Below are 14,895 nucleotides of genomic sequence, written 5' to 3' on the forward strand. Positions count from 1 at the left end.
TAGATTGATAAAAATTACAACAATAAAAGACCTCCGTATAAGGAGGTTTTTTTTGTTTCAATTTGGATTTAAACCACCACCAATCCTTACCAGCTTCCGCCACCCCCGCCGCCAAATCCACCGCCCGATGAACCTCCACCTCCAGACGAGCCACTGCTGCTTGGCGAACTGACCATGGTGGACTTTGCGGACGACATCGTATTTGCAAACGAATTGGAAAAACGGTTCATGGTTAATGGCATTGTTGAAGATGAACTATACCATTGTGGTGGTGGTATGTTTAACGCATCAAACTTATTTGCCCATTTATCAAACAGTCCAAAGGCCAGTGCATAACCCATGGTGGTTTCAAAATAGGAAGGGTCTTCTGCAATCAGCATTTTTAATTTATTTAGTTCAGCAACTTTTATGAACTGTTTGAAACCTTTCAATTCAGAAAAAGCAGTATTCCCTTTCGTGTTCTTTTTTATCATGTGCTTGTTCATAAAGAGCAAGAATGCACTTATAATAATCAGGGCAATTACTGCAACAAAGCCCCAAACATATAACATTAGAGGTGCCAAGGCCAGAGCCAACAAAACAAGCATCACATAAGTTACAATCTGTACCCTTCTGGCTTGCGAATCATAATAGGGTTTGGCGGCTTTTTTTAATGTACCGCGCGCACTGCTCATGGTGGTATAAAATTTGTTTTTTAAGCTACTGATGAGAACTTCCGTAGTATTTTGAATGATGGACCTACCAAACAGCCCCTCAAAAATGGTCTTTTCATAGCTGGAAGCGTCGTCAGGCAAAGGTTTTAGAGCTATTAACTTGGTATCAGCAGATGAAAACCAGCCTTTTTTTGGAATCTCTTCTATTCTTAAAATCCCTTTGGAACCCCAATATGGAATCAAGGAAATCAGATCTGAGATATCATCGGCATCATTGATCAAGAAGCCCGCCATGGCAGGATCCATGCCGTCCGGTGGAAAATAACTTGTAATGCTGATCACTTTATCATCCTTACCAAAACGCAACCAAATCATATAAAAACCTCCCAGGAGTGCTGTCAATATCAACACCCAACCATAATCTGTCCAAAATGGCCATAGCGGTTTAATTTCTGCGATAGAACCCGTTGGCAGGTTAATTAAGATGGTCACACTTTGCCCTGGATAGGAATTAAAGCCAGGTTTGGCTCTACCCTCTATTAGGTTATTGACAACGGTAAAGTCAATTTCCTGGCTAGGCGTAGTTTCACCTAACACTCCAGAATAGACAAACACATCATCTGAATCTACTGTAACTGAAGGCGGTAATTGGATCTTAAATTCAATAGTATTGAAAGTGGTCCTCCAATCGCTAGGTTTTAAGTTCCAGTAGAATTTTATGCCATCCGACTCATACAGAAAGGCGTTATGTACACGGTATCTGATCTCATACTGTTGGGGTCCCATAACGGTCCTGTTGGGGTCACCAATCTTAATTTGATAGGTTTCCGACAGTTTCTGAGCAAAGGTTGATGGCTTTTCAAACGCATGTCCAGGTACGGCAACATCACTAATTTTAATCTTTCGGTTTTCTTGGTTGCCCCCTTCGGTCAAAAGATCATATCTGGTCTGGATATCTCTATAAATTCCGTGTTTTGACGTTTCAAAAGTGAGATTGTATTTTTCAATTACATCAAAATAACCTTCTTCATGCACGGTAATGTCCACCGCATAGTGATCGACCGTAAAATCTTGGGCATACCCAAAATTCAGGCCCAGAAAGGCAAGGAAAATAAATATGGGCTGTTTCATTGACACAGGTCTAAAGTACGCAGACATGCTGCGCTGAAAAAATTAGCATAAAGAAATGCCACGGGGATTCAAAAATAACTGAAGTTGCTAAAAGCTTACTTTCACGTTCTCACGGCTAGCGGCGTCGGCTTCAAAAAAGTCGAAATGTTGGTATTTGAGCACCCCAGCAAACAAGGCACCTGGAAGACTTTCGCCATAAGTATTATTCTCTCGGACCGTTCCGTTATAATAACGACGACTGCGTTCAAGATTTTCTTCAATCTCGTTGAGTTTGTTCTGCAAATCGAGGAAGCCAGCGTTTGCCTTTAAATCGGGATAGGCTTCACTAAGCGCAAAAATACTGCGTAAGGTTTGTTGCAGTTGGTTTTCTGCCTTTATCTGTGCATTGATGTCGCCATCCGGAACTTGCATAGCGGCATTACGCGCTTGAATAACCCTTTCTAACGTTTCTTTTTCGTGCGTGGCGTAACCTTTTACAGTTTCCACAAGATTCGGGATCAAATCATAACGTCGCTTTAAGGCCACATCAATATTGCCCCAAGCATCCTTGACCACGTTTCGGTTTTTGGCAAAGTTGTTGAACACTGAAACCATTAAAAAAACAAGTAGGACAATAATGCCCAAAACGATATATCCAATCATAAGCAGGTGGTTTTTAACGGAAATTCCGTTTTAAAACAGAAAATTCGTTCATTAACAAGAGAACAATATAGTGATTTTTGCCGAACGCACAACTCGCGAATTGGCCGAACGATTTCTTGTAAACATCCTGTCCTGTAGATTTATATCTTTTTAATTTCGATGCGTCGGTTTCTAGCTCTGCCATCATCGGTACTGTTGTCAGCGAGCGGTTGATCCTGCCCCAAACCAACAGTCTTAATTTTATCCGGGGCGATTCCCTTATTCACTAAAGCCGCTTTTAAACTTGTGGCGCGTTGCTCAGATAAGGATTGATTGGAAGCTTTGTTGCCCACGTTGTCCGTATGGCCTTCCACTAAAATATAGAGTGTTGGATTCTCATTCATCATTTGGTAAAGCTCTGCGACTATATGTTCAGATTCGCTTTTGATGGTGGATTTTCCAGTTTCAAAATTAACATAAAGTGCAAGCGGAAGGCCAGAATTGATTTTTTCAAACATTTCGTTGGTGGCAATTTCCTGAGTCATTCCTTCGATGGTCAGAAGAACTAAGGTGAACTGATCCACTGGATTATTGATTAAATCGTAAATTCCCAACCAATATTCGGTGCCATCTTTTTGAAGATGAAATGTCGCGCCCGTCCAACCGCCGTCATCCGTAGTTCTGGAATACACTTTTTTTCCACCCATTTTGGCAACAGCATTTTCATAATTTCTAATGACCTGTAGCTTGCTAGGTAAATTAGGACCAAAAGGGCCGTCATAACTGTAAAGGATGTCAACAAGTGTTCCTTCCAATGTTTGGGTTTTGTCATTGCCCACCATAAACTCGTAAGTGTTATAATTCTCTTTGCATCCGTCAATATAATAGTTGTCAAGACGATTAAAAAACGGATGGTCTTTACAGCCCTCTGCGTCCATTTCTTGAGCATAAAGAAGGTTGGTGACACAGGTCATTAAAAGCAGGATAATAAATTTTAAGCTCAAATTTTTCATGATGTTATGTTTTAGGATTTACCATTCCATTTCTTTAGTACTCCAAATCCTACAAAAAATTGTCAAGAAAGGAAAAGAGAAATGTGCCAATAAGCCTTCTAATGGAATGGATTTTATTAATGTATGAAGTTATGCCAGCGAGTATTTTTTTCATTGGAAAAAAGTCTCAATTATTTTCTGCATTTTTTCCTGAAAACAATTTTACAATACTGAGATTCCGATTGAAAAAATAACCAGGAGTTTCGCCCACAATGGCCTTGAAATCGTTAATGAAATGAGATTGATCGTAATAATTGCCATCAAACACCAAACTTTGATAATCTACTGCATGATCATTTCTTATTTTTGTCCATAGATAATCTAACCGAACAATTCTGGCAAGGGTTTTAGGGCTCACTCCTGTTCGTTTGACAAATTTTCGAAGCAAGGTGCTTTTACTCGCGTGACACTCTTGAATGATAGTCCTTAAGGGAGTTGTAATGCTCTTTTCAACTATTTTAGTGTAGAGCATGTCCACGGCATCCGGAGAATAGGGAGTTTTTTGAACTGCATTAATAAACTCCGAAAAATAAACTATGCGTTCCTCAGTAGTAGAAAAACTTGCAAGTGATTCCCATAGCCGATAAAAAATAGGTTGGGGCAAAGTGATACTGCGCTTGGAAACTGGCGACAAATTGACCTCAAACATCCGTGAAAACACGGTAGGATTACAGGCTATTGCTAAGCTATCCATCTCGCCTTGAAAGGTGAGCGTAAACGCGTCAGGAACAATGGGTGCTACAAAAAGAGATTCCAATTTTATAGGTACATCTTGAGTTATGACAGGACGGTCTTTAAAATGGAACAGCAGAGAGATATAAGGACGGGGAATAAATTTATCAGACACCGACGGACCGCAAAAGTGATAGGACTCATAACCCTTAATCAGCCAGTTGTTATGCTCATCACTATCAACACTAGTTATGCTAATCATCTCTCTACCTTATAATAAGGATAAAAATAGTATAAATTCCGCCTCCTATAACATAACCATAACTTCAAATTTTGATCTGTGGTCTTAAAATAACCTGCCAATAGTTGGTGTTGAGAAGGCCATCTATTATTTTGTTCTATCTTTTACAGAAAGTTGGCCCCCTTCTCCTACTCTATCCTGAAAAATAAATGAGAGGACTTAAAATGAAGCCAAGACGAAAAGTGAGGTTTGAACGTTAAGTAGTTTTTAAATATCATCATTAAAATAAAAGCTTACAAAATTTATGCACTCCTCAAAATACCAAATTAATTACTACATTAGTGCTTCAACAATAATCGTTACAATAGTGTACACTTGTATACTGTACTGTAGATTAGATGGTCCTAGGACGTCAATGCCCATAGATTTTTGCAAGAAATTTTCAAATTTAATGCGCAAACCAGATCTATTGTTTTGAAATGGTGAAATTATAAACCGAAAAAACTAAACGATTACTAAAACACTTTTGCTTGAATTTTTATAAAATGGAAAATACAAAGCTACACCTCTTACTTGCAGATGATGATATTGACGACTGTGATTTTTTTAAGGATGCCATAGATGAGATCTCAGATATTGGTGAACTTACCATATTGAATAACGGGGTGGAACTCATGAAGTTTTTAGTGAGCGACCCTGAAGTCCATCCCAATGTGATTTTTCTGGACCTCAACATGCCAAAAAAATCGGGAATGGAATGTATCTCAGAAATTAAAGCTTCACATGCCTTATCACATATCCCCATTATTATTTATTCTACTTCTCTTGATCATACAGTGGTCAATACTTTATATGAATTGGGCGCTCATCATTACATCCAAAAACCAGCCGAATTTGGAAGTATAAAAAGTGTCATAAGAAAAGTAGTCGCACTATTAGGCGCATCCACATTACAACCACGTTCCAGAGACAACTTTATTATTCAACCTTAGTTATAGCATGGTTATTAAGAATAAAACATATCATTTTCTGGAAGGTAGTGGCGAAATGGGTCAACTTATCAGAGCAAAAGATTGGAGCCAGACTCCATTAGGCCATCCAGATAGTTGGCCAGAGAGTTTGCAAACTATGGTAAGTGTGATGCTAAACAATCCTTTTGGAATGTACATAGCATGGGGCAAAGAGTATACACAACTTTATAATGATGGCTATCGTCCCATTTTGGCCGATAATAAACATCCTCAAGCTTTAGGGACCGGTGCAAAAGAATCCTTCCCTGAAATTTGGGACATCATAGAACCTATGTTTGATGGCGTCATGGAAGGGAATCCCATAGGTTTTACAGATTTTATGCTGCCATTAAACCGAAACGGAAAGATTGAAAAGTGTTATTTTGATTTTGCTTATAGCCCTATAAAAATGTCTAATGGCGAGGTGGGCGGTGTCTTGGTGACCACCATAGAAACAACTCATAAGAAGAAAGCTGAGGACGCTTTAAGAGAGAACAAAAATGAATTGGAATTTGTCATAGATACCGCTCAATTAGGAACTTTTGATTATAATCCTGCAACTCATAAATTTTCTGCCAATACAAGGTTAAAAACCTGGTTTGGGCTACCAACAGATGAACAAATTGAACTCAACCACGCGCTTGATGTTATCGTAAAAGAAGACAAGGAACGCGTCTTAAAGGCCATTACCAAAGTCTTGAAAGATTCTTCTGGGAGTTTTGATATAGAGTACAGTATTTTAACTTCGGATTCAATTAAACCCTCGGTCGTTCATGCTAAGGGCAGGGCATGGTTTAACGAAGAGAATGTTGCCTATAGATTGACCGGCACTTTGGAAGACGTTACCAATAGGGTCTGGGAAAGAAAAAAAATTGAAGAAAGCGAAAGGCTGCTTCGACTCATGATCCTTCAAGCTCCCGTTGCCATAGCCATCATGAGGGGTGCGGACTATCGCGTAGAAATTGTCAATAAATTAGCGCTTGAAATTTGGGGAAGAACAGAGGAACAGGTCTTAAACAAACCCATATTTGAGGCCATGCCAGAACTTTTGTCACAAGGCATAAAAACCTTTATTGATGATGTAGCCAAAACCGGAAATCGTTTTTCTACTCCTGAAATGCCGGTAGAATTTTCCATAAAAGGGGAACTACAAATGGTTTATATTAATTTTTCATTTGAAGCACTTTATGATAGTGAAGGAAAAATTAATGGAATAATGGCGATTGGAGTGGATGTGACCCCACAAGTAGAAGCACGGAAAAAAGTTGAAGAAAGTGAGCAGAATATACGCGCCTTGGTAAATAGCGCGCCTTTTCCTATTGGTGTTTTTGCCGGAGAAGAGATGCGGATCACGCTTGCCAATCAATCCATCATGGATGCTTGGGGAAAAGGCTATGATGTGGTTGGGAAATTATATACTGAGATCCTGCCAGAATTAGGAAATCAACAAATATTTGATCAAATACGCAAGGTTTTAAATACCGGTATTCCCTTTCACGCTAAAAATCAAAGAATTGAAATCGAATTAAATGGCGTCTTGGATGTCTTTTATTACAATTACAATTTTACACCGTTAATTGATGCATCGGGTCATGTCTATGCAGTAATGAATACAGCCGCCGATATCACGGGACTTCATGAAGCCAAACAGAAAGTAGAGGAAAGTGAAAAAAGATTCCGTGATACAGTTAAACAGGCACCATTAGGGATTGTTATTTTCCGAGGTCCGGAACATGTGGTTGAAATGGCCAATGAAAATTATTTACAGCTCATAAATAAAAAGGAAGATGAATTTGTTGGGAAACCACTCTTTGAAACCTTACCCGAAGTTAAAGAGGTCATGGCCGCAAGAATTGCCGATCTTTATAAAAGCGGAAAATCCTTCTACGGTTACGAATTTCCAATTAGTCTCAACCGTTATGGAACAACAGAAACAGGCTATTACAATTTTGTCTATCATCCGCTAAAAGAAAACAACACCATAAGTGGTGTTATGGTAGTTGCTACAGAGGTCACTGCTACCGTAAAGGCAAAACATTTAATAGAGGAAAACGAAGAAAAGCTGAAGCTTATTATAGAAGCTAGTGAACTGGGAGTTTATGATGTCAATTTAAAATCTGGCAAAATTGTCGCCTCAAAACGTTGCTATGAGATTTTAGGCTTTCCTGAAAATACACATTTAACCCATAAGGATATTATCAACCACCTTCATCCCGACGATCTTATTATTAGGAAAAAAGCTTTTGAAAAGGCTTATGCAAATGGCGTTCTTCATTACCAGTCACGAGTGGTATGGAAAGATCACTCTTTACACTGGATAGACGCCAAAGGCAAAATGTTTTATGACGAAGAAAACCAACCCCACCGCCTGTTGGGAACCGTAAGGGAAATTACCGAAGAACGAACTTTTCAGCAACAATTATTGGAGCGGGAAGAAAAATTCAGGCTTCTGGCAGACTCCATGCCGCAACATGTATGGACTTCAGATCCGGAGGGCAATCTCAACTATTTTAATCAATCTGTTTTTGATTTTTCAGGGTTGACGCCCGAACAAGTTATTGAAGAAGGATGGATCCAGATTGTGCATCCAGATGACTGGGAAGAGAACCTGAAACAATGGACAAATGCAGTCCGTACCGGTAATGATTTCTTGCTAGAGCATCGTTTCAGAAAGCACAATGGCGAATACCGTTGGCAGTTAAGCCGCGCAATCCCACAAAAGGACGCGGAAGGCAACATAAAAATGTGGGTGGGATCAAGTACTGATATCCAAGAACAAAAAATGTTTACAACGGAGTTGGAGAATATGGTGCAATTACGAACGAACGAGTTGGAAGAAAAGAATCTCGATCTTGAAAAAATAAATAAGGAATTGCAGTCTTTTGTTTATATCTCCAGCCACGATTTACAGGAACCTTTACGGAAAATCCAAACCTTCTCCTCCCGTATTTTAGAAACTGAATATGAAACACTATCAATTAATGCCAAGAAATACTTCAATAGAATGCAGAAGTCGGCTTATAGGATGCAAAATTTAATTCAAGATTTAATTGCCTATTCCAGAACCAACGTTCAAGAACTAACCTTTGAAGCTGTGGATCTTTCAGAAATTATTGAAGATTTAAAAGAAACTTTAAGTGAAGAATTTGAGGAAAATAATGTGACTCTTAAACTTCATAATATATGTACAATCCATGCTATTCCTGTACAGTTTAAACAAATCATGCATAACTTGATCAGTAATTCCATAAAATTTGGCAAAACAGGTCATCCTGTAGTCATAGAAATTAATTGTGAAAAAGTAGCAGCAAGCTCTTTGGCCATAGGATCATTACCCGATTATCAAAATTTTTATCATATAAGTTATTCAGATAACGGCATTGGCTTTGAACCAGACTACAACGAGAAAATATTTGAAGTATTTCAACGCCTTCATAGTAAAGACGAATATTCAGGCACGGGTATTGGGCTGGCCATCGTTAAAAGAATCGTTGAAAACCATGAGGGAGTAATTCTCGCAAATGGAACACTAAACGAAGGTGCCAAGTTTGACATCTATCTGCCTGCTGAATAAACGGCATTAAAAAAGCAGGTATTAGACTATCATTTTTGGCTTTTGAGACAACCAAAACATTTTAAAAATGTAAAATATGTGTACATTGGACGGTCAACGCAACCGCTTATTATGATAAGTTTTACTAGGAAAAATGGTGGTTACAAATTCAAAATAATGTTTAAATTCGCACTCTATTTCATACACTATGAAAATCTTTATTAAATTTGATTTTACCCGTATCTGCACCAGAGTGATTGATGAAAAGCTGGTTGGGCTTGGTATTAAATACCGAATGCTGAATTTTGGGGAGATCGAATTTTTGGAAGAGGTTCCTGATGATAAGATGAAAGCATTTAACGCGATTCTTAAAGAGTATGGCATCGAAAAAATAGAGAACCAAAAGGTTATCTTGGTTCAGAAAATAAAAGATACCATTATTGATATGGTATTGAATTCCGACGAGGCCATCAACGTGAAAAGCTCAGTTTATCTGTCGGAAAAATTGGGGCATAGCTATGGCTATCTTTCAAATCTTTTTTCAGAAGTCACCTACACTTCTGTTGAAAACTTTATCATTCTTCAACGCATTGAGCATGCAAAATCACTGATGATCAATACGGACTTATCGTTGACGGAAATTGCTTATAGATTACAATATTCCAGTGTTGCACATTTAAGCACGCAGTTTAAGAACACAACAGGCATTACCCCCACCACATTTCAAAGAATTATTTCAAAAAGAAGAGAACTGAACACCAATAAAAACTAAGACTTAATTAAAATGCGAGAAGAATACACTTATGTAGTGTTGGCAGATGATGATGAAGATGATCGCCTATTCTTTACAGATGCCTTTGAAGAATTGAAAATGCAGACCAAAGTAGACATCTATAAAGACGGGATTGAGCTTATGAACGCTCTAAATCAATCCGACTCAATTTTACCAAACATTCTTTTTTTAGATTTGAACATGCCCATGAAATCAGGCTTGGAATGTTTGAAAGAAATCAAAAGCAACCCTAGATTTAGGGATATTTCTATTGCCATATATTCTACTTCGGCATCAGAAGAGGATATTGAGGATACTTTTGTAAATGGCGCCAATATTTACATCAAAAAGCCTAGCGACTTCAAGATTCTTAAAAAGATATTAGCCGACGTGGTCACCATGAATTGGCAATATCACACCAGTGGGTTGAATAAAGATAATTTTTTATTACGCTTATAAACATGCATCTCAAATCTCTCTATAATTCTGAACGCTTCTTAAAAATCATTTTCGGTTTGAGCTTGTTCATTGTTTTGGTCATGGGAGGTTTTGCGTACAAATACATTAAGGAACTCTCTGAATCTTTTGATGACGTTCAAGAAGCTTATCAATTACATATTGAACTGGAGAAATTGCTCTCAGCCCTAAAAGATGCTGAAAGCGGGAAACGCGCTTACATTATATCTAAGGATTCTACCTTTTTAGAACCCTTGTTAGTCAGCGGATCTCAATTGGATGAAAGTTTGAAACGCTTGAAGGATCTCACTAAAAACCATCCCGAGCATCAAGAAAACATTGCTGAATTAGAACTCAAAATTGATAATAGTTTAAGAATTTTTGAAAAAACCCTACAACTTGCCCAAAATAATGAGATAGAATCGGAGGAGTTTATTACGGCTTTTAGGGAAGGTAGACAAACCATGAACAGTGTGCGATTTAAAGTTCTCGAAATGACCACTCATGAGAATGAATTGCTGGGTTCCAAAAAAGCAAGAAGTTCTAGAAGCCTTTCAAATGCGCCGATGATGGTGTATTACGTTTTAATTATTTCACTTTTAATCTTGTTACTGACCTATTTACAGATCAGTAAGAATTTAAAAATTTTGAAGGAAAAGAATGAGCTCTTAGAAACTTTTAAGGAATCCACCACCCAGTCAGAGATTATTAGTAAACATGGCAATTGGATCTGGCATATTGAGGACAATACCTTTGAGTATTCAGACAATCTTTATCGATTATTGGGCGAAGAGCCTCAGTCCTTTGAGCCTACGGTTGAAAATTTTATAGCCTTTACGCATCCCGATGATCTGGAAAAACTCATGGAGCAAGTCAATAAAATGATGGAAGACGAAGATTTGCCTTTTACACATTATCGAATCATCCAGAAAAATGGTGCCATCAAACATTTTAAGGCCTATGGGAAGGTTTTAATAGATTCAGATGGCCACAAAAAGTTATTGGGAACTACGGCCGACATCACCGATGAAATTGAAAACTACCGTTTGATTGAAGAAAGAAATCTTGAATTGGAACGAAACAATAAAGAATTGGCCTCATTTAACTATGTTGCCAGCCATGATTTACAAGAACCACTCCGAAAGATCCAAACCTTTATATCAAGATTGGAAGAGAAAGAACAAGACAATTTATCCAGTAATGGAAAAGTATATATACAACGGATAAAATCCTCTTCCGGAAGGATGCGCTCCTTAATAGACGATTTACTTCAATTTTCAAGGACGAATAAATCGGAGGAAGCCTTTGAAGATTCCAACCTCAACATCTTATTGGAAACTGCCAAACACGATTTGGCAGAAATCATTTCAGATAAAAGAGCGCGGATCTCATCAGATTCCATTCCCTCCATGAAAGTCATCCCATTTCAGATCAAACAACTCTTTCTAAATCTGATCAGTAATTCCTTAAAATACAGTCGTGCAAATGTTGCGCCGGTCATCACCATAAGTTATTCCCAAACCGATGTTAGCGATCTACCTAAGCTAAAATTCTCCAAGCACAATCGCTACCATACCATTACGGTAAAAGATAACGGAATTGGATTTGACCAAGAATATGCAGAGCAGATTTTCACCTTGTTCAACAGACTACATAATAAAAACGAATACTCTGGCACAGGTATTGGGCTCTCCATTTGCAAGAAAATTGTTGAAAACCATCATGGTTATATAACAGCAGAAGGCCATCTAGACCAGGGCGCTACTTTTACCGTTTACCTTCCAATTACGTCTTAACATCTCCCTAAAGTCCTCAATTTCAAAACCTTTATTATCCATAAGGGCTGATTTTTCATGCTTTTATGGGAATTCTATAATCAATTCTGAAAATGCTGTAAGATAGTATGCAGTGTGTTGGCCCATCTTTGTAATGAAGATAAGAGGCTAAAAGATGAATCATGATTTTACAATGAAAACGATTTTTTACACGGTATCAATTCTCATGGTAGTTGCATGGGCAGTAAGTTACTTTGTGTATGCATTAAAACCTTCGATTCATTTTTTATTATTATCAGCTGTTCTATTAGGAGTAGCAGGATTTTTGGAAAAAAAGTAAGACCCTCATATAATAAGTAAAACATAAAAATAACCCTAAACCGAAACCCTATGAAAACCAATCCAGAACAGCAAGAAAAACAATATGCTAGAGTAGCACGGGTTTTTCCTAAAACTATTCTCTCTACGACGAATGCTCGAATTAGAGTATTGGACACAAATAAGTGTGAGAAGTAGATTTTAAGCTCTTAATTAATTAACCATAAAAATAACACGCCATGATAACAATTGCATCTAAAGTAAACGATCTTAAATCTTTTTTCGATATTCTTCAAAATAAAATTGGTGGTACGTTAACACAAAGTACAACCGAGTGTAAACTTGAAATAAAGAATAACGTAGCCACCGGGAGTATCCGTTCTATCCTTTTGGAAGATGGAATATCGGTTCTTGAATTTGACATTCTTACTAGTGAGAACATAGAGATCAGTATTGACGCACTCCTTGAAACTCACGTGAATTTCATGTATTGCTCAAAAGGAAAATTATCCCATTCTTTTAGCAAGAACACAGAAAATGACACTAACGACAATAAAACGAAAACGATTGACGCTTTCCAGACCAGTATTGTCGCCAATATCATTTCAGGACAAAACATCATCCTTATCGAAAAAGATGTTGAAACCGTTGCCACACTCATTTCGGTCAACACACAAGGAAGCAATGACTCTGAATGGAGTACAAGTTTGAAAGAGGTTTTTATATCAGGCAAAACAGACGACTATTTATACATTGGTTCTTATAACCTAAAAATAGCCGAAAGCATCAAACAGCTTCAAAGCATTAGACAAGAAGGCTTGGTTAGGAAGTTATTGACCAAAGGCATTGTCAACGTCATTTTGGCGCTTGAAATAGAACATCATAACAAGGATATAGCAAACTTGGAGATGGAGCCTACAACACTAACTAAAATGGAAATAAACTCCATTGCAGAACTGACCGATTATATCAACGAGTTCCCTGATTTAGACCATAAGGTGGAAAACTTAAGCGACCGTGTTGGCTTGTCTGCTGCCAAATTACAAGAAGGTTTTAAGTTTCAACACGGATTGACGGTATGTGAATATATTCGTTTTGTGAGATTGACCAAGTCAGAAGACCTGATCATCAATACCGACTTGAACATCTCGGAAATTGTGTATAGCGTAGGATTTACCAGCAGAAGCTATTTCTCGAAAATCTTCAAGGAACGTTTTGACTGTACACCTAGTGATTACAAAAAAAATAAGTTAGCTGTATCAGCATAATATATATTTCTATTTCGTACTTCAAGGGATTTTAGTACTTAATTCGAAAGAGCTCTAATGAAAATTAGGGCTCTTTTACTTTTTAATACGTTGCTTAATTAATAATTGCGCGCGCTTTTGTGCACTTATCAAAATTATTTTCTAACTATCAACCAGATGGAAACTCCATAAACCTTTTGGAACCCACTTAAAAAAAGATAAGAAATGAGCTTCATAATGAACTCCAATTAAGTCTTTGGATAGGCATTAAATTCCTTCAATTTGTTTATGTTGAAAACTACTCTTTGCGGATCAAGTCATAAACTTGTGGGATTTCAAGATTATGCAAAAATTGTAGTGAGTCTATACAGGAAGAATTCTACATTCCTAACACCCCTGAACTGCGCCCTAAAAGCTTTTATCTTGGCATTGAAAGATTCCGCCGAGGCATTGGTGCTTCTGTTATCAAAGTAGTTCAATATGTTTTGATAATGGATGGCCATTGTTCTGGATATGGTGCTAAAGCTTTTGAATGCGGCCTGTCTTACTTTTTCGTCCCACTTGGCCAATCTTATGAGTGCCGATGTCTTGTCCTTTGTACTGTTGTAAATCCAAGATAGATTTTGACATAACCTATATGCTTTTTCCAGATCGGGATAACGTTCAAAAAGTATTCCTGCTCTTTTAGATTAATTTTCAGTCCATTTGCCGCTTGATTTATACAGGAGATATCTGCTTCTGGCCAATAGTTGTTTAAGAGTGTCTTCATTGGGCAATAACTCTGGAGTGTATTTTATGGATTTGCTCCTGGCGTTTTCTATGGCATCATTTTCAGTATCGAGAGCTTCCCATCTGTGCTTGATCCTGATTTCCTGTAGGGCATCCAATACCAATTTCTGTACGTGGAAACGGTCTATGACCAAGGTGGTTTCCGGGAAGGACCTTCTGACGATTAGACCCATGTTCCCTGCCATATCCAAGGTAACCTCCCTAACTGTTCGTCTTTGTTTTAGAGGGATCTGTTGTAATATTCTTATCACATCCTCTGCCTTGGTGCCCTTGGCCATGGCCACTATGGCGCCCTTCTTTCCCTTGGCTCCTTTATTGGTTACTATGGTGTAGAGTTCGCCATTGGAAAAGGCAGTCTCGTCGATTGAAAGGTAGCTTCCCAGATTTTTGGGGAACAGGATCCATTGCTTGGCATGCGCCTTTTGGTCCCAGGACTTAAAATCGCTCAGATAATCTTTGTACTGTCTTTGCAGGCTTCTGGGGCTTACGCCATAAAATTGTGCCACAACCGAAGTGCTCGTGGCATTGTTACTGACGGATCTCTTTTAAAAAAGCAGCAAACTCACTAGTGATCCTAGTTCCTTTTGCTACCAATTCCCAATCTC

10 protein-coding genes and 1 pseudogene are annotated in these 14,895 nt (G+C 38.1%); 6 read left to right on the top strand and 5 right to left on the bottom strand.

Features of this window, described 5'->3' with window-relative positions; translation table 11 throughout:
* Window positions 1-86: 86 nt before the first annotated feature.
* The 4 genes from VLZ86_RS03360 to VLZ86_RS03375 form a co-directional block, all read right to left on the bottom strand.
* Complete coding sequence (locus VLZ86_RS03360; RefSeq protein WP_325448720.1) at window positions 87-1,784, bottom strand: DUF2207 domain-containing protein; 1,698 nt, start codon at window positions 1,782-1,784, stop codon at window positions 87-89.
* 87 nt (window positions 1,785-1,871) lie between these two features.
* The gene (locus VLZ86_RS03365) at window positions 1,872-2,426 is read right to left on the bottom strand and encodes a LemA family protein (protein WP_325448722.1); all 555 of its coding nucleotides are present in this window, start codon (window positions 2,424-2,426) and stop codon (window positions 1,872-1,874) included.
* 140 nt (window positions 2,427-2,566) lie between these two features.
* Window positions 2,567-3,418 (bottom strand): OmpA family protein, encoded by an 852-nt coding sequence (locus tag VLZ86_RS03370; RefSeq protein ID WP_325448724.1) that lies wholly within the window; start codon window positions 3,416-3,418, stop codon window positions 2,567-2,569.
* 166 nt (window positions 3,419-3,584) lie between these two features.
* On the bottom strand, window positions 3,585-4,391 hold the full coding sequence (locus VLZ86_RS03375) for a helix-turn-helix domain-containing protein (protein ID WP_325448726.1): 807 nt from the start codon (window positions 4,389-4,391) through the stop codon (window positions 3,585-3,587).
* A 524-nt stretch (window positions 4,392-4,915) separates the two neighbouring features.
* Here VLZ86_RS03375 and VLZ86_RS03380 point away from each other — a divergent pair.
* The 6 genes from VLZ86_RS03380 (at window position 4,916) to VLZ86_RS03405 (ending at window position 13,522) form a co-directional block, all read left to right on the top strand.
* Window positions 4,916-5,362, top strand: coding sequence for a response regulator (locus VLZ86_RS03380; RefSeq protein ID WP_325448728.1), 447 nt, complete (start codon window positions 4,916-4,918; stop codon window positions 5,360-5,362).
* Window positions 5,363-5,369: 7 nt separating this feature from the next.
* Complete coding sequence (locus tag VLZ86_RS03385) at window positions 5,370-8,954, top strand: PAS domain S-box protein (RefSeq protein ID WP_325448730.1); 3,585 nt, start codon at window positions 5,370-5,372, stop codon at window positions 8,952-8,954.
* A gap of 187 nt (window positions 8,955-9,141) precedes the next feature.
* Window positions 9,142-9,705: a helix-turn-helix transcriptional regulator gene (locus VLZ86_RS03390; RefSeq protein ID WP_325448732.1), complete on the top strand. Its 564-nt coding sequence runs from the start codon at window positions 9,142-9,144 to the stop codon at window positions 9,703-9,705.
* A gap of 12 nt (window positions 9,706-9,717) precedes the next feature.
* Window positions 9,718-10,164: a response regulator gene (locus VLZ86_RS03395; protein WP_325448734.1), complete on the top strand. Its 447-nt coding sequence runs from the start codon at window positions 9,718-9,720 to the stop codon at window positions 10,162-10,164.
* A 2-nt stretch (window positions 10,165-10,166) separates the two neighbouring features.
* On the top strand, window positions 10,167-11,957 hold the full coding sequence (locus VLZ86_RS03400; protein WP_325448736.1) for a CHASE3 domain-containing protein: 1,791 nt from the start codon (window positions 10,167-10,169) through the stop codon (window positions 11,955-11,957).
* A gap of 536 nt (window positions 11,958-12,493) precedes the next feature.
* On the top strand, window positions 12,494-13,522 hold the full coding sequence (locus VLZ86_RS03405; RefSeq protein WP_325448738.1) for an AraC family transcriptional regulator: 1,029 nt from the start codon (window positions 12,494-12,496) through the stop codon (window positions 13,520-13,522).
* Between the two features lie 320 nt (window positions 13,523-13,842).
* Here the strand turns inward: VLZ86_RS03405 and VLZ86_RS03410 are convergent.
* A pseudogene (locus VLZ86_RS03410) lies at window positions 13,843-14,796 on the bottom strand (ISAon1 family transposase).
* Window positions 14,797-14,895: the final 99 nt, after the last annotated feature.

The sequence above is a fragment of the Gelidibacter sp. genome, from assembly GCF_035515035.1.
Taxonomy (GTDB): Bacteria; Bacteroidota; Bacteroidia; order Flavobacteriales; family Flavobacteriaceae; genus Gelidibacter.